Below are 16,630 nucleotides of genomic sequence, written 5' to 3'. Positions count from 1 at the left end.
GTCACCTTCACAGGTAGTGGGAGAGGGCGTCGACGGGGGACTCCCCGGTCCGGCGGTTCCCACCCAGAGCGGCCCGGACGAGCCCGAGCAGGGCGGCGCGCTGTTCACGGAGGTAGAAGTGCCCGCCCGGAAGCAGATCCAGGGAGAAGCCGCCGCGGCCGTGCTGCCGCCACTGGCCGAGTTCCCCGGCGGTCAGCCGGTCCCCGATGCCGCCGAACACGTGCAGGGGCAGGTCGAGGGGCTCGCCGGGGACATGGCGGTAACCGTCGACCAGTTCGAAGTCGCAGCGGTGCGAGGCCATGACGATCGCCCGCATCTCCGGGTCCTCGAGGATCTCGTCGGGCAGGGAGGCATACCGGGACTGGATGGCGTGGAACAGCTCCTCGTCGCCGAGATGATGGATCGGCGGCAGCCCGCGGGGCCGGTGCGGTGCCGGACAGGCCGACAGCAGCAGGCGCTGAGGTCCGGTCAGACCGCGCTCGCGCAGCGTACGCGCGGTCTCGTAGGCCAGCAGGGCACCGAGGCTGTGTCCGAAGAAGGCGAACGGCTCCCGGAAGCCGGTCTGTTCGACGAGGTCCTCGACCAGCGGGCCGACCCGGGTGTACGGGGGGTCGTCGAGCCGCGAGCCGCGGCCGGGCAGCTGGACCCCCCATACCTCGATGTCCGGCAGGTCGTCGCCCCAGCGGACGTATTCGGCGGCCGAGCCGCCGCTGTGGGCGAAGCAGTACAGCCGCATCACCGCATCGGGACGTCTGCGACGGTTGGCCAGCCAGCGCGATGGGCGTGGCGGCTCGGGGACATCGGGCACGAAGGGTTCCCAGGGATCTCGACGGTCCGGACAGGACCGGGTGAGGCGGACGCGGGGCTGCCGTCTACGGCACTCGGTGGACCGGTTCCGGCCGGCCGGACGGCGGTCACCCGGCGGCCGTGTCCGCCCCGGACCGGCGTCCCGTCTCGCCGTGCCGGGAGGCCGCGCGCCTCCGCGCGCTCCTCGGCCGGAGGTCGCGCCACATGCCCTCGATGATGACCAGGCACTCCTCCTTGCCGCCCGGTCCGCCCGCACGCTCCCACCCGGCCGGCAGCGCCCTGCCCACCGGCCACAGCGAGTACTGCTCCTCGGAGTTGCGGACCACCTCGTAGGTCCGGCCGTCGTTGTCCTCGAACATGACTGTTCCCTCTCGGAATCGGTGGCTCAGACGCGCTGGGCATCGCCGACCACCAGGGCCAGCCGACGTGGTGTGGCAGCGGTGAAGACCTGCTTGGCGGTGACGCGTACGCCGAAAGCCGCACGGACGGCGGACACGAGCTGGACGGCGATCAGCGAGTCCCCGCCGAGTTCGAAGAAGTCGTCCTGTACGGCGACCTCCTCCAGTCCGAGCAGCTGACCGAAGATCCGGGCGAGCTGCTCCTCGACGTCGGCGGCCCGGGCGGGCTCCTGCGCACCCGGCGCGGGCCGGGCGGTGACCGCCGGGGCAGGGCCGTCGGCGGCGAGCGGTGAGTACCGCTGTGGACTGAAGGGGTAGGTCGGCAGCGCGGTGCGGCACCGGCGCCCCGCGTGCAGCCGGGCCCAGTCCAGGTCGACGCCGGCTGCCCACAGCCGTCCCGCGGCGGCCAGCGAGGTCCGTACGGCGGACTGGCCGTCGGACCGGTGGGGGAGGCTGGGCAGCACCAGGTGCCGGTCGGTGCGCGCCGGGTGCCGGCGGGCGAGCGTGGTCAGCGTGTGGCCCGGGCCGACCTCGAGCAGGATCCGGTCCGGATCGGCGAACAAGGTGGTGAGGGTGTCGCCGAAACGCACCGCCCGGCGCATGTGGGCGCTCCAGAAGTCGGCACCGGGAGCACGGTCCATCGGCACCCACTCCCCGGTGCTGTCTCCCACCCAGGGCAGGGAGGGCGCCTTCGATTCGAGGTCGGCGACCAGAGCGGCGAACGGGGCGAGGACCGGTTCCACCAGGGCGCTGTGTGCGGCGGCGGCGATGGACAGCCGCCGCGCGTCGACACCGTCCGCCGTCAGCCGTGCGAACAGCGCGTCGACCGACTTCTGCGGCCCCGACAGGACGCACTGGCCGGGCCCGTTGACCGCCGCCAACTCCAGTCCGCCGCCGAGCAGTCCGGTGACCTCGTGCTCGGCCAGCGGCACGGCCAGCATGGCCCCGGCGGGCAGGCTCTGCAGCAGCCTGCCGCGCCCGGCCACCAGTCTCAGCGCGTCGGACAGGCCCAGCACACCGGCCACGCAGGCCGCGGCGATGGCACCGAGGCTGTGCCCGGCGACGGCGGAGGGCGATACGCCGCGCCGCTGCCACGTCCGGGCGAGCGCGTACTCCACCACGAAGACGGCGGGCTGGGCCACCCCCATGTCACGCAGGGACGCGGTCGCTGCCGCGGTCTGCCGCTCGCCGACCGGGTACAGAACCGTCCGCAGGTCAAGGCCGAGCAGGGGCGTCAGCCGCGCGCAGCACGCGTCGACCTCGCCGCGGAAGACCGGGTCGCTCTCGTACAGTTCGCGGCCCATGCCGACGTGCTGCCCGCCCTGCCCGGGGAAGACGAACACCACCGGCCGCTCGCCGCCGACCGGCGCCGGGCCGGCCACGTCGTCCGCGGTCAGTGCCTCGATCGCCTCGCCGCGGTCGGCGGCGACGACGAACCGGCGGAATCCGAAGGCGCGCCGCCCGGCCTGCAGCGTCCACGCCGTGTCGGCCAGGTCCCGGGCGTCGTCCTCCTCCTCGCCGGTGCGCCGCCGCAGGTGCTCGGCGAGCCGGGCGGCGCCGCGGTCCAGTTCGGACGCGGTCCGGGCGGACAGCACCAGCAGGTGATGGCCGGGCGCGGCGGGTGCGGCAGGCCGCGCGGGTGGCTCCTCCAGGATGACGTGCGCGTTGGTGCCGCCGATCCCGAACGAGCTGACCCCGGCCCGGCGGGGACCGTCCGGGCGCCACGGGTACGGCTCGGTGTTCACCACGAACGGCCCGTCCGCCCAGGGGATCTGCGGGTTGGGCGAAGTGCAGTGCAGGCTCGGCGGGATCAGGCCGTGCTGGACGGCGAGCACCGCCTTGATGAACCCGGTCACCCCGGCGGCCGCGTCCGTGTGGCCGATGTTGGTCTTCACCGATCCGATGCGGCAGAAGCCGCGCCGGTCGGTGCCGCGCCGGAAGGCCTCGGTCAGGGCCGCCAGTTCCACCGGGTCACCGAGTGGTGTGCCGGTGCCGTGCGTCTCGACATAGCCGATGCTGTCCGGTTCGACCCCGGCCACCAGGTGGGCCGCGCGGATGACCTCCGCCTGACCGGCCACCCCGGGGGCGGTGAAGCCCACCTTGTCCATGCCGTCGTTGTTCACCGCGGTACCTCGCAGCACCGCTCGGATGTGGTCACCGTCCTCCAGCGCGTCGACGAGCCGCTTGAGCACCACGACACCGACGCCGTTACCTGCCACGGTCCCCTGAGCCCGTGCGTCGAAGGCCCGGCAGTGGCCGTCGGGCGCGATGACACCGCCCTCCGTGTACTCGGGCAGACGCACCGGGACGTGGACGCAGGCTCCGCCGGCCAGGGCCAGGTCGCACTCGCCGGACAGCAGCGCCTGGGCGGCGACGTGGATGGCGACCAGCGACGTCGAGCAGGCGGTCTGCACCGTCACCGCGGGCCCGGTGAGTCCGAGCCGGTGGGCCACCCGCGAGGTGAGGAAGTCGATGCCGGTCGCCAGCCGCAGCTGCCATTCGCTGACCGGGCCGAGCCGGTCGCGGTGGGCCGTCAGCGTGTCCAGGTAGTCGGTCTGGCTGCTGCCCGCGTAGACCCCGACGGCTCCCGCGCAGGACCGCGCGTCGTACCCCGCGTCCTCCAGCGCTTCCCAGGCGCAGGTCAGGAAGAGACGCTGCTGCGGATCGAGGATCAGCGCCTCCCGCGGTGAGTAGCCGAAGAAGGCCGCGTCGAATGCGTCCGCGCCCTCCAGCACGCCGGCCGCGGGAACGTACTCGGGTGCCGACGGGCCGCCGGGAAAGCGGGTGACCGACTCCACGCCCTTCGTCAGGTTCTCCCAGAACGCGTCCACATCCCGTGCGCCCGGGTACCGCCCGGCCACGCCGATGACGGCGAGCGAAGGGCTGTCCGCGTCCAGCAGCGGTGCCGCCGCGGTCATCGGCCACCGCCCGCGCTCCGGCGGGAGCGACGTTGCTGAAGCCGGGCGTACGCGCTGCGACGTTCGCCGGCGCGCGCGTCACCGCGTACGCCGACGGTGGACTCGAGGCCGTGATCCTCCCGCAGATGGGCAGCGAGCTTGCGGACGGTCGGATGGGCGAAGAGCGTGACCGCGGGAACGTGCCGTCCGAGCGTCCCGCTCAGCTTGCGCTGCACCTGCACGAGCAGCAGGGAGTGGCCGCCGATCTCGAAGAAGCTGTCGTCCGGACCGACCCGGCCGACGCGCAGAACCTCCCTCCACACGGCTGCTATCCGCTCCTCCAGATCGTGCGGTGCCGCCGTCCGCGGTGGGACGTCCGGCGCGTCACGGGCGGGAACCGGCAGCGCGCCGCGGTCGATCTTGCCCTGCGCGGTCAACGGCAGTTCGTCGAGCAGCACATAGGACGCCGGGACCATCGCGGCGGGCAGGTGCCCGGCCAGGTGAGTCCGCAGGTGCGCCGGCTCGATCCCGGCACCGACGACATAGGCGACCAGCCGTTTGCCGTCCGTGACGTCGTCCACTGCCTGTACGTGCGCCTGACGCACCCCGGGGTGCGCGCACAGCACCGCGCTGATCTCCGCGGGTTCGATCCGCTGCCCGCGGATCTTCACCTGGTCGTCGGCCCGGCCGGCGAAGGCCAGGGTGCCGTCGGCGCGCAGCGTCGCGAGGTCACCGGTGCGGTAGAGCCTTCCACCGGGCACGTCGCCGAACGGGTCGGGCACGAAACGGTCGGCGGTCAGTGCCGGCTGCCCCAGGTAGCCGCGGGCCAGCACCGCCCCGCCGAGATACAGCTCACCGGTGCCGCCCACCCGGACCGGCTCCAGCTCGGCGTCCAGCACGTAGGCCCGGGCCCCGGCGAGCGGCCGGCCGATCGGCAGTGCGTCGCCGTCGGGCAGAGACGGCCCGGTGAACTCCTGGAGCACGGCGGTGATCGTGGTCTCGGTCAGACCGTAGGCGTTGATCACGGAGACGGAGGTGTGCCGTCGCCAGCCGGCCAGCGTACGGGTGTGACCGGTGTCGCTGCCCACGACCAGGAGCCGCAAGGTCTCGGGCAGCCGCCGGGGTTCGGCATCGAGGTCACGGACCCACTGGTCCCAGTACGGGGTCGGCAGATTGGCCACCGTGACCCGCTCACGGCGGAGGTACTCCTCCAACTCGACGGGTGAGGGCACCGCACTGGGCGCCACACAGACCCGGGCACCAGCCGTCAGCGCCGGGAACACCTCCTCGCCGAACACGTCGAAGCCCGGTCCGGCGAACTGCAGCACCCGGTCCGCCTCGGTGAGCCGGAAGGACCGGCCGATGGCGACCGCGTGGTGGGCCAGCGATGCGCGCGTGACGGCCACCGGCTTCGGACGCCCGGTCGAGCCCGACGTGAAGATCACGTAGGCGAGGTCGCCGGCCGCCTGCCCGGCCGGCCGCCGCTCGCTCAGCCCTGCCGGGCCGAGGGCGGCCGGGTCGATCACCTCGATCGTGTCCTCGTCCCCGGGACCGATGTACAGGGCGGCACCGGCCGTCTCCAGCTGGTGGCCACGCCGTTCGGCCGGTACCGCCGGGTCCACCGGCAGGTAGGCGGCGCCGGACTTGAGGACCGCCAGCAACGCCGTCACGAGTGCGCGCCCGCGTGGCAGATCCACCGCGACCACGGTCTCGGCAGCCGCGCCACGCCGCCCCAGCACGCCGGCCAGCCGGTTCGCGGCGGCATCGAGTTCGCCGTAGGTGATGTACCCGTTGTCGTCGGCGACGGCCACGGCGCGGGGACGGGCCCGCACCTGCTTCTCGAACAGCCGCACCACACAGGCCCCGGCGTGCTCGCCCCCGGGGCCGGGTGAGGTTCCGGTTTCCCCGTCGTCCTCTCGCCCTCGTACCTTCGACAACGTCCTGTCCTTCTTGGATTGATGCTCGTCGGTGCTCGCAGCAGCGGGTGATCACACGATCAGCGCGCCTGCCTCGGCCCTTGATTCGCGGCCGGAATGCTCACGGGATGGGTCGGAGAGGGGCCGGCCGGAGCGTGGGTCGGCCTGGTGTCAGTGGGCGCGCCCGGCCTGAGCGCGGCGGCATCCGCCAGGTTGGCCGCATGGACACCGCCGAGGCGTGCCCGGCACAGGGAGACCTCTTCTCCGGGGAAAGCGACGACTCTTCGCGTGAGGTCCCGGTCACGTATGTCACCGCACTCCGCATGAGCCGGCGGCCGCCATGACCCGTTCCACACGGCCGGATTCTCATCGTTGGCTTCATGCCATGTCCTGACGATCTTCTGGTCCTCGGGCGGCAGTGCGCTGAACGATTCATCGAGGGCCTGAGTGAGGTAGGCCTGCTGGTGCCCGGTCAGCGTCGGCTGGTCGTCGTCGTAGTACCAGCTCAGAAATGAATCCTCGACGATCTCGCTCAGCTTCGGGTGCAAGTAGATCTTGAACCGGGCGGGGAGATCCTCGCCGGTGCGACAGTCCACCCTGTCCAGTCGGAAAGGGTTGTTCCTGGATTCCAGGTAGGCCGGCTTGTCGGCAGCCCCCGCGATGCAATGGAAGTTGTGGAACATCCATCTGGCTGCGTCGACCCGGCGGTCTTCTCGCCCGATTCGACCGAAAGCCAGTTCCTCGTCCCACTCCTCCACCCCTCCGTTACGGAGCGACATGCCGGACAGAACTGTGGAATACGAGTACTTGGACAGGGGCTCGGCGAACTCGATCGCGCTGGCCGCCACCAGGAAGGCACGTTGCGGAAGCTTGTGGTGGTCGGTCACTCTCGACATCAAGTAGTGCACCACATCCGCGTTCAGCCGGACCTCACTCTCCTTCCCGTCGGGCAACGTCCAGGGTTTCTGGAGGTCGCCGGAGAGTGAGGCCACATGCGACCTGGCGGAATCGTGGGCAGCAAGAGCGTGAGAGGTGTACCCATCCGGATACGCTGCACGGATGCGGTCATTCGTCATGAAATGAGAATCCGATATCGGAATCCTCTTGAACGTCGTGGCCTGTTCGTGCAGCCAGTCGGGCCACGTGCTCCGCAGCCATCCCGTATCATCGAGATCGCGCATGCTGGCCGCCAGGCAGGCGACGTGATGAGCGCCATCGGGGCCGGGATCAGGGTTCCATCTGTATTTCGGGATCTGAACGCTCGACTCCTCGCGGGCACGCTTCTCCGCGTCATCGCCCACTCCGGTACTCCCGAACGGTCCGTTCCTCAGTAGACCCGGAAAATCCTCGGCGGCGCGCTCCGATAAGGAGAAACCCTCTTCCAGGAAATCATGCACATATCCGTGATCCCTCAGAGCGGTCAACACGGTCCAACTCTTCAGCAGGTCGGGAGTGTCGATACGGTGATGAAGGCCGCACTCACCCATCAGAAAGTCAAGCCATTGCATTTCGCCATGGGTGAGCATGTGTTTCCCCCGGTGTGTGCGTCATGGAGTCTCAAGGTGACTTTCCCGATGTGTCACCTCGGACTGGTGCCCCGAAACTGCACGCACCAGGATATATTTGGCGCATTAATGCGGCCTTGCCGGAATTCGTGACCGCCCCGGCCGCCCGGGTCTCAGGGGAATGACCTGCTGCCGGGCTCCGACCATGTCACCGGCTGCGGGCCCGTGCGGAGGACCGCAGCCGGGCCACCCCACCTGCGCCCACGGCACGGAACGTGGCGCTCGGGGGGAGTTCCACCGACCGGCCCCGGTGATCTCCGCTTCACCCTGACGAGATCGTCCCGGCCGAACCCGGTGGAGCGGTGGTTCGCCGAGCTCACGCAGAAGCTCCCCATTGAAACGAGACGCTTCGTCTTGTTATGGTGGGGCCATGGCTTTCCTCTTCTTCGTCTGAGTCCGGGCACGGCCCCTGCCGCCGTCTCTGCTGCCCGTAGACCTTTCGTACACCCAGGGAAAGCCCTATGCGCGACCGCGCCCCTACCTCCCTGCCCACCACCGTCCCCGCGGTGGCGCAGCTGTCCGTCAAGTCCGTTACCAAGTCGTATGGCATCCGGACCGTCCTCGACCAGGTCTCCTTCACCGTCCGGCCGGGCGAGAAGGCCGCCGTCATCGGCGAGAACGGCTCCGGCAAGTCCACCTTGCTGCGGCTGCTCGCCACGGCCGAGACGCCGGACGCGGGGGAGGTCACCGTCCGTTTTCCCGGCGGGACCGGCCACCTCGCCCAGACCCTCGACCTCGATGCGGACCGCACCGTGCAGGACGCCGTCGACCTCGCGCTGACCGAACTGCGCGATATGGAGCGAAGGCTCCGTGCCGCGGAGGACTCCCTCGCCGACGCGTCGGACGAGGAACTCGCCGCGTACGGCGAGCTGTTGACCGCTTACGAGGAACGCGGCGGATACGGGGCGGACGCCCGTGTGGATGCCGCCATGCACGGGCTGGGGCTGGCCCGGATCACCCGGGAGCGCCTGCTCGGCTCGCTGTCCGGCGGCGAGCAGGCGCGCCTCGCGCTCGCCTGCTGCCTGGCCGCCGCCCCCGAACTACTGCTCCTGGACGAACCGACGAACCACCTCGACGCGGCGGCCGTGCGCTGGCTGGAGGAACACCTGCGCGCACACCGCGGCACCGTCGTCGCGGTCACCCACGACCGCGGCTTCCTGGAGCGCATCGCCACCACGGTCCTCGAGGTCGACCGGGACGAGCGCACCGTGCGCCGGTACGGCGACGGCTGGGCCGGCTACCGCGCCGCGAAGACTGCCGCCCGGCGTGGAGCGGAGCAGCGGTACGCGGACTGGGTCGAGGAGGTGGCCCGGACGGAGGAACTGCTGGAGGCCGCCGGGAGGCGGCTGGCCGCCACCGGCCGCGACCCGAAGCAGGGCTTCGGCAAGCACCGCCGCTCCAGCGAGGCGAAGCTCGGCGGGCAGGTGCGCTCGGTACGGGAGCGACTGGACCGGCTGCGGCGCAACCCGGTGGCGAAGCCGCCCGTACCGCTCCGGTTCACGACGGCGCCGCCGTCGGCAGTCGACGGCCCCGTCCAGGGCACACTCGCCGAGCTCCACAACGTACGGGTCGGAGAACGGCTGCGCCTGGACGGGCTCCTGGCGATCAAGTCCAAAGGGCGCCTCCTTGTCACGGGCGAGAACGGCGCGGGCAAGACGACGCTGCTTCGCGTCCTGGCGGGCGACCTGCAGCCGGACGCGGGCACGGCGCGCCGGCCCGCCCGGATCGGCTACCTAGCCCAGGAACTGCCCGCGCACGCCACGCGGCTTCCGCTGCTCGCCGCGTTCGCCGCCGGGCGGCCCGGGCTGCCGGACGAGCACGCCGAACGCCTCCTGTCCCTCGGCCTGTTCCGCGAACAGGACCTGCACGTCCCCGTCGCCGCCCTGTCCGTGGGACAGCGGCGGCGGCTGCAGATCGCGACCCTGGTGACCCGGCCCGCCGACCTCCTCCTCCTCGACGAGCCGACCAACCACATCGCACTCGACCTGGTCGAGGACCTTCAGGCGGCGCTCGCGGCGTACCCGGGGGCGGTGGTCGCGGTCTCGCACGATCGCGACTTCCGCGCGCGCTTCGAAGCCGAGCAGCTGGAACTGCACGCCGGCCGCAGGCGCTGACCCGGTCCGGCCCGCCGCTCGCCCCACATCGCTTGACATCCATCAATCCACTGAGACAAGGGATGAGCCATGACCACCTTCCTGACACCACGACAGCGCGCCGACCGCACCTCCGCCGCCGTCGAGGCAGCAGTCGAGGCCGGGCGCGGGCTCGGCCTGACCATCACCGGGCCCACCGTGCTCCACGACGTCTTCTCGGTCGTCGTCCACCTGGCCCCCTCGCCGGTCGTGGCCCGGATCCCCACCGTCCTGTCCCGCCCGGACGACCTGGCCGCCCTCGCGCGCCGCCAGCAGGACGAGCTGGATGTCACACGGTGGCTGGCCGACCGGAACATCCCCGTGATCGCCCCCAGCCCGCTCGTGCCGCGCGAACCCGTGCAGCACGACGGGTACTCGATGACGTTCTGGCCGTTCGTCGAGGAGGCCCGGGACAGGGAACCCGACTACGTCGAGAACGCCGAGAGCGTCGCCGACCTGCACGCAGCACTGCGCGCCTACCCGGGCCACCGCCTGGAGTTCCTGTCCGCGGCCGACCCGCGGTTCATCGCGGACAGCCTCGTCCTGCTCGACCGGCATCCCGACCTGATCGGAGCGGCCGAGCTCGACCGGGCCCGCCGCGAATGGCAGGTCCTCGAACCCCTCGTACGCTCACGCAGCGCCTTCGAGACCCGGTTCCCCGGCATCGACCTCCAGCCCATCCACGGCGACTCCCCGCCCGCGAACATCTTCAACGCAGTGGACGGCGACCTCTACGCCGACTTCGAACTGGTCGCATTGGGGCCCGTCGAGTGGGACCTGGCCGCTCTCGGACCCGAGCACGAAGCCGCCTACAACCGTGGCGCACGACGCAACGGCATGAGGCCGCTCGACAAGGAGGTGCTCGCCTTCGTCAACGCCGTGGGCATGCTGCGGGTCATCGCCGCCCTCACGCTGGTCCCGCAGCTGCCCGAGCTGATGGAGTACCTCGGGCCCGCCGTCGACCGGTGGCAGACGACGCCCTTCGCCGGTGGCATGAACAGCTGATGACACCGGCCGGCTGACAGCTGAGCCCGGTACTCAGGCCGTCGTCGTGGTCGCTCAGCGGTCCACCTGCGCCACCCCCCGCGGGATCCCCTTGCAGAACCCACGAAGGCGAAGTGGCCATCCAGTACCGCACCGCCCGCTTCCACCTCGCGCCCCAACTCGCCAAGGCCCTGAGCGTGCCGACCCCTGCCGTACGCAAGCCGGGGTCGGTCTGGGCCGAGCTGCCCCGGCCCGTACGCGCCGGCGCCGAGCCGGTGGGGCACGTCCGCCAGGAAGCCGTGGAGTGCTGACGCGTGCCGCCGTTCCTCCCAACCAAGGGGCTGTGGTCCCCTACGGCATCACTCCGCGGTCGCGCTGCGACTACACCGCTCGTGTCACCCTGCACAACAACAGCACCGTGTACCTCTCCGGCTGGTGGAGGGCTCCGTAGCCTGCTCAGGTGCTCACGGATCTCGCGTGAGGAGTACGGCTTGTCGGCCAGGATCGTGTCCGGCCTGGTGCAGGGTCGAGAGCACACAGCCTGCTGTGGCCGCCGGCTGCGTGGCGCTGGCCCCGGCGTCGGCGGCCCGTTTCCCCGGCTGATCTCAGGGGTCGGGCCGCACCCCACGAGTCGTTCAGGGGTGGCGTGGGCGCTGCCGCCCCTGTCGTGGTGCGGCCCACCGATGAGCTCACAGCCAACGGAATCCCGCGCGCCTGCCGCCCGGCTTCGCCTGGTCGGGCAGCAGTTCCGAAGCCCTCGGCGAGCAGGTCCTGGTGGCGGAGCCGGGTGAAGCCGCGTCGACTCCCCGGGGCACCTACGCAGGCCGTCGGCTGGCTGTGACGACGGTCATTGTGCTCGGAGGACAGAAGCAACCCAGTCTGGGACTTCTATGTCTGGGGGGCCAACTACCTGGTGCCCTGGCGGCTCACTGTGGGACGCGGGCCGCTTTCGTCGGGTCCTTGAAAAGCAGGCAGCGTGGCTGATACGGGGACGGGGTTGCTGGAGACATACGCGCGCCTGATCGTTCGGCTGCGGCGCCGCTGTGGCTGGATTTCGGTGGTACAGGTCCAAGAGGGGCCCAGCGAGGGTCCGGGCCGGTTCACAGCAGTACACGTCGTCACACCTCACACCTCACACCTCGTCGATCATCGATCGTCGATCGTCGCTGGCGACAGGGTGACGACGATGCCGAACAGATGACCCTCGACCTCGGCTCAGGGACAGCGTCCAGAGACGGACCCGCGCTTATAGATATTAGAGAAGACCGCATCACCGCAGGTCAGAGGGCCTGACAAGGCCTCAGAACATGACTCCCACGTCATTTTTGGCCTGCTGAAGTTGTGTGGGGGGTCAAGCTGCCCCGTATTGATTGCGACGTAGATGCGCAATCCCGCGACGGGTGTCAGAACCTCCGTCAACATGACTCCGAAGTCATGTTCGACACGCCCAACGCGCAGATAAGTCGCGTCGTTGCTATCCATATGCGCAATCACTACTGTGCTCGCGTCTAGGTTTCGATCTTGAGGAGCACGTAGCGACATGTCCGCACAGCCTCAAGGGGACCCCCGCCGGGTTCCCGGCTCGTCTCCACCTCGTGCGCCAAGCCCCAGAAGCCCGTACGCGGGCGCGCTCGGTCCGAGGAAGAACCTCGTCGAGTTGCCGGTCGGCCATACGGCAGAGCTCAAGCCTCCGGTCACGGCCGGCGACTTCGTCGGCAAGTACTTCACCCAGGACAGCCTGGAGTTCCTGCGCTGGTCCGCCAGGTACTTCAGGGACGACAACGTGACCTTGTGTGTGCTGCTGTACATGATGGGAAGTCAGGAAGTGGGTGGAGCCGTCGAGCTCAAGCAGGCGGAGATCGCTGCCGAGTTGGACATGGACCCCGCCCAGGTGTCACGGGCCCAGTCCAAGCTGAAGAGGCTGGGGCTGGCCTACTCGCCGAAGAAGGGATCGATCCAGCTACAGCCCGCAGTAACCCTTCGCGGAGGCTACCGACTGATCGAGAAGCCCGTTCGCGGGTCGGCGGCCAAGAGCGTCAAGGTCCAGGTGGAACAGCTGAGCCTGCTCAATGAACTCGTGCTCGATCCCACCGTTCCCGAGGAGTTCAGAGGCATGGCCCTGCCAGGTGCGAAACTGCCCGAACCGTCGTCCAGGACGCGCAAGAACAAGCGTACGGAGAAGAAGCCGGAGGCGTGAGGATGAGGACTGCAGCGTCTGCGAACCCGGAGCCGCCGGAGCTGACATACGGCACCTTCAACGGCTTCGCCTACATGCCCGCCATGCCCGGGATCGCCTACCGAGTGCTTTTCCGGCTCCTGGGGACCCAGGAGCCGGGAGGGCGCTGCCTGGTCACCGAGGAGGAGCTGGCCGAAGCTCTGGAGGTGCACCGCTCCATGGTGGGACGGGGCCTGCAAGCCCTGATCCTCGCCAAGCTGGTGTTCCGTCAGGCCAAGGGCATCTACTACCTCAACCCGATGATCAGTGGCGCGCGCAGCGTCACCGAGCACTTGGAGGCCATCGGAACACTCGATCCCGCGGATCGTCTCGACGTCGACGACTACCAGGAGCGCTACGACGCCTCCGTCGCCCAGGCCGAGCGGGAGAAGAAGGAGAAGCGCCTGGGCCGCAGGAGTTCGTCCGGCAGTCCGAAGCCGGCCAAGGCCGTTGCCGAGGGGGCCGCGGACGTGCTGAGCCTCTCGACAGCCAGAGGGCGGTCGAGGCGGAAGCCGTCCCGTTCGTGACACGAGCGGCACACCATTGAGGCCCCCGCCGGAGCGGGGGCCTCAATGTGTCTAGGTTTCGACGAACAGCTTACCTTCCCACTCGGGCCGACACCACAGAAAAATCTTCACGCCGCCGTCGTGCTGGTACCTCCGAGCCGGACGACCGGTGCCTCAGCACCTGGTGCAGGAGCGGTCGGGCCCCGCTGGACAGCTTCGCTGACCGGCGTGGGCCGGATTGGGTGAGACGCGAGCGCTCGGTTCGTCGATACGAATCGGCCGGCCAACGCAGCTGCGCGTTCCGCGGGGTTCAGACCGCGCATGACGCTTACCCAGGCAGAGGCGCTGCCAGAAAGCCATGCGCCGATCGGTGCGGCGTAGGCGGGTGCGATGGCGATGACGCGCGTCGTCGGTGATGACCTTCGCGTCGGCACCATGGTCGAACTCGTGGCGTCACCGCCGGAACGTACCTTCGTCGGCGGCTCGCTGGAGGACGAGGCGGCGTCACGGATTATCACGGCGTGATAATCCGTGACCGTGACATCAGCGCACGCTCCTGATTGCGCAGGTGAGCGAAAGGGTGCGCTTGAAGACCGCTGAATCGGTCCGGAACTCGTCGTCGACACTCGGCGGGGGGGGCGGGTCGTCGCGAGGAACGTCGCGGTCGCCACGGCGGCCCCCAGCGCTCCGGCTCCACGGCGAACGTTTGGTGAAGCGCGTTCGCTGAGTCGGCCACGCCGGACGACGATTATCACGGCGTGATAATCGAGTGGGGCGTGTGGGCGGGTTGGCGGGTGGACCCGGGGGGGCGCCCATTGGGTGAAACGGCGTCAGAAACCGCAAAGAGGGTGTCTATACACCTTGACGAGTCAGTATGCTGACGTCATGGCATCTCCTTACCCCGACGGAGACCGGGAAAAGGTAGCGTCCAAGCTGCCCTCGGCGCTCCAGCAAGCACTCAAGGTCCGCGCCGCCGAGCTCAGCCTGGACATCCAGGACGCCGTCGAGGCGGCCATCAACGACTGGCGCGGCGGCACGAGCAGCGGCGTCGAAGTGGACACCGCCGGCGCGAAGTCGTTCTCCACGTGGCTGCCGCCAGGTCTGTACGAGCAGTTCAAGGAGGTCTGCACCGACCGCGGGGTCTCCTACACCCAGGGTCTCGCCCAGTCGATCCGTGACTGGCTCGACGCGAACCCCTCCCCCCAGCACGGCGGCCGCGGCACCGATCCCGAACGGAAGATCGTCGGCAACCAGAAGGGCGGGGTCGGCAAGACCGCCATCTCCGCCGGTATCGGCGAGGCCTACGCCGAGGCAGGCAAGCGTGTCCTCGTCGTCGACTTCGACCCGCAGGGGCACCTCAGCGAACAGCTCGGAGTCCCCCAGATCGAACCCAACCACGACAGCCTGGTCTCCCACATGTGCGGCGAGGGCAGTGGGGATCTGCGCGACCTCGTCGTGGTGATAGACGATCCGCGGTTCGAGAAGCGCCTGCACGTCCTGCCCGCCTGCTTCGACGGGTTCCTGCTCGACGCGAAGATCGCCGTCGTGGCGATGCAGAAGCGTGGCTTCCAGAAGGAAGCGGCACTCGAGCTGGCCCTGCGCCCGCTGGAAGCCGACTACGACGTCATCATCATCGACTGCCCGCCGAGCCTCGGCATCGCCATGGACGCCGCCCTCTACTACGGGCGCCGGCGCCGCGGCGAGCCCGTCGGCGTCTCCGGGGTCGTCATTCCCGTACTCGCCGAGGACTCCTCCGCCACCGCCTACGGCATGCTCGCCCAGCAGATCGAGGACCTCTGCGAAGACCTCTCCCTCGAAATCGACTACCTCGGACTGGTCGTCAACCTGTACGACTCCCGTCGCGGCTACGTGGCCACCTCATCCCTGGACAACTGGAAGTCTCTCGGCGACCCGAAGGTCCTTGCCGTCATCGGCGATCTGAAGGAACAGCGTGAAGCGGTCCGCAAGCGGATGCCGTTGCTGACGTACGCTCCCCACAGTGATCAGGCGGAAGCCATGCGGCAGGTAGCGAGGGGAGCCACCCGTTGAGCAAGGCAGACACCCTGGGATCGGCACCGGCGTTCGGCGCGGCCCGCGGCGCCCGGTCCTCCCGGCGCAACCTCATCGACAAGACCATCGCCGGGCAGGAGTCGACCGAGGCGGCCATCACCGAGCTGCCCGTCACCCTCATCAGCGACAACCCCGACAACCCGCGCAACCATCTGCGCAACCTCGACGAGACGGTGCAGACCGTCCGTGAGGTCGGCATCATCATCCCCATCGCCGTGGCTACGGTCGACGCCTACCTGCGCAACAGGCCCGACCGCGTGGACGACATCGACGACGGGGCGCAGTACATCGTCGTCGACGGCCACCGCCGCCTGGAGTCCGCTCGCCGCGTCGGGATGGCCACCATCCCGGTCCGCGTCGACAACGGACGGGTCGCCACCGACGAGTCCCTGCTGGAGGCCGCGTTCGTCGCGAACTACCACCGCGACGACATGACCGACCTGGAGGAGGCCCACGCCCTCAAGACCCTGGTCGATTACTACGGTTCCCAGACCAAGGCGGCCAAGCGGCTGGGCATTCCACAGAACACCATCTCCAGCAAGCTGTCCCTGCTGAAGCTCACTCCCGAGCTGCAGAAGGACCTGGTGACCGGGGCGCGGAAGGTGGAGCACGTCCGCAACCTCGGCAAGCTGTCTCCCGAGGAGCAGAAGGCCAAGGCGGACGAACGGGCCGAAGCGGCCCGCCTCAAGGCGGAGGCGCGGCCGCAGGAAGTCGTCGAGCGTTCGGCGGACCCCGCCGATTATCACGGCGTGATAATCCCGGAGGCGCCTACCGTGCCTACCGCGCCCACCGCGCCTGTTGGGCCTGCCACACCTGTTGGGTCTGCCGCTCCGCCCTCCCCGCCGATCCGGCCCAGCGCGGCCTCGCTGCCCGCCGGCCGCGAGCCGACTCCCGAGTCCATTCCGGAACCGCGCACCGGTGCGGGAGAGCCCGGGGCGGCGACGGAGGCAGCGCCGTCGAAGCAGCCGAAGCAACTTCCCTATGACGACGCCTTCTACTGCGTACACCACCTTCACCGGAAGATGAAGCCCGAGACCTTCGTGCAAGGGGCCCGGATGTGGATGGACATCCTGCGGGAGCAGCACCCGGACGAGTACAAGACACTGCTGGCCGAGCTGGGAGCCCGGTAGCAGCGCGCCC

General features: G+C 69.9%; 13 protein-coding genes. 8 read left to right on the top strand and 5 right to left on the bottom strand.

Annotated elements, in window-relative coordinates; translation table 11 throughout:
• Nucleotides 1-7: 7 nt before the first annotated feature.
• From FHX78_RS35940 to FHX78_RS35920, 5 genes are all read right to left on the bottom strand, one after another.
• Nucleotides 8-808: a thioesterase II family protein gene (locus tag FHX78_RS35940; protein WP_145872382.1), complete on the bottom strand. Its 801-nt coding sequence runs from the start codon at nucleotides 806-808 to the stop codon at nucleotides 8-10.
• A gap of 106 nt (nucleotides 809-914) precedes the next feature.
• Nucleotides 915-1,166 carry an MbtH family protein gene (locus FHX78_RS35935; RefSeq protein ID WP_145872381.1) on the bottom strand — a complete coding sequence of 84 codons (252 nt, stop codon included), beginning with the start codon at nucleotides 1,164-1,166 and terminating at the stop codon, nucleotides 915-917.
• A gap of 26 nt (nucleotides 1,167-1,192) precedes the next feature.
• Nucleotides 1,193-4,123, bottom strand: a complete 2,931-nt coding sequence (locus FHX78_RS35930) for a type I polyketide synthase (protein ID WP_145872380.1) — start codon at nucleotides 4,121-4,123, stop codon at nucleotides 1,193-1,195.
• A complete protein-coding gene (locus tag FHX78_RS35925) occupies nucleotides 4,120-6,039 on the bottom strand; it encodes a non-ribosomal peptide synthetase (RefSeq protein WP_145872379.1) in 1,920 nt (639 codons plus the stop codon). Before FHX78_RS35925 ends, FHX78_RS35930 begins: the two co-directional genes overlap by 4 nt.
• A gap of 59 nt (nucleotides 6,040-6,098) precedes the next feature.
• On the bottom strand, nucleotides 6,099-7,544 hold the full coding sequence (locus FHX78_RS35920) for a hypothetical protein (RefSeq protein ID WP_145872378.1): 1,446 nt from the start codon (nucleotides 7,542-7,544) through the stop codon (nucleotides 6,099-6,101).
• Nucleotides 7,545-8,044: 500 nt separating this feature from the next.
• On the opposite strand from FHX78_RS35920, the gene abc-f reads away from it, so the two are divergent.
• The 8 genes from abc-f to FHX78_RS35880 all read left to right on the top strand — a co-directional run bounded on the left by abc-f (nucleotide 8,045) and on the right by FHX78_RS35880 (nucleotide 16,620).
• Nucleotides 8,045-9,697, top strand: coding sequence for a ribosomal protection-like ABC-F family protein (gene abc-f / locus FHX78_RS35915; RefSeq protein WP_145872377.1), 1,653 nt, complete (start codon nucleotides 8,045-8,047; stop codon nucleotides 9,695-9,697).
• A gap of 69 nt (nucleotides 9,698-9,766) precedes the next feature.
• Complete coding sequence (locus tag FHX78_RS35910) at nucleotides 9,767-10,720, top strand: aminoglycoside phosphotransferase/kinase family protein (RefSeq protein WP_145872376.1); 954 nt, start codon at nucleotides 9,767-9,769, stop codon at nucleotides 10,718-10,720.
• Between the two features lie 113 nt (nucleotides 10,721-10,833).
• On the top strand, nucleotides 10,834-11,010 hold the full coding sequence (locus FHX78_RS38090) for a hypothetical protein (protein ID WP_308439693.1): 177 nt from the start codon (nucleotides 10,834-10,836) through the stop codon (nucleotides 11,008-11,010).
• A gap of 1,229 nt (nucleotides 11,011-12,239) precedes the next feature.
• On the top strand, nucleotides 12,240-12,896 hold the full coding sequence (locus tag FHX78_RS35900) for a hypothetical protein (RefSeq protein WP_145872375.1): 657 nt from the start codon (nucleotides 12,240-12,242) through the stop codon (nucleotides 12,894-12,896).
• Between the two features lie 2 nt (nucleotides 12,897-12,898).
• Nucleotides 12,899-13,441 (top strand): hypothetical protein, encoded by a 543-nt coding sequence (locus FHX78_RS35895; RefSeq protein ID WP_145872374.1) that lies wholly within the window; start codon nucleotides 12,899-12,901, stop codon nucleotides 13,439-13,441.
• 369 nt (nucleotides 13,442-13,810) lie between these two features.
• Nucleotides 13,811-13,945, top strand: coding sequence for a hypothetical protein (locus FHX78_RS38025; protein WP_268257237.1), 135 nt, complete (start codon nucleotides 13,811-13,813; stop codon nucleotides 13,943-13,945).
• Between the two features lie 360 nt (nucleotides 13,946-14,305).
• Nucleotides 14,306-15,469, top strand: a complete 1,164-nt coding sequence (locus FHX78_RS35885; protein WP_145872373.1) for a ParA family protein — start codon at nucleotides 14,306-14,308, stop codon at nucleotides 15,467-15,469.
• Nucleotides 15,466-16,620: a ParB/RepB/Spo0J family partition protein gene (locus FHX78_RS35880; protein WP_145872372.1), complete on the top strand. Its 1,155-nt coding sequence runs from the start codon at nucleotides 15,466-15,468 to the stop codon at nucleotides 16,618-16,620. Before FHX78_RS35885 ends, FHX78_RS35880 begins: the two co-directional genes overlap by 4 nt.
• Nucleotides 16,621-16,630 lie beyond the last annotated feature (10 nt).

It is taken from the genome of Streptomyces capillispiralis (genome assembly GCF_007829875.1).
GTDB classification, from domain to species: Bacteria; Actinomycetota; Actinomycetes; order Streptomycetales; family Streptomycetaceae; genus Streptomyces; species Streptomyces capillispiralis.
Note: the sequence above shows the minus strand (reverse complement) of the source record. Positions and strands in the feature narration are given on the sequence as shown.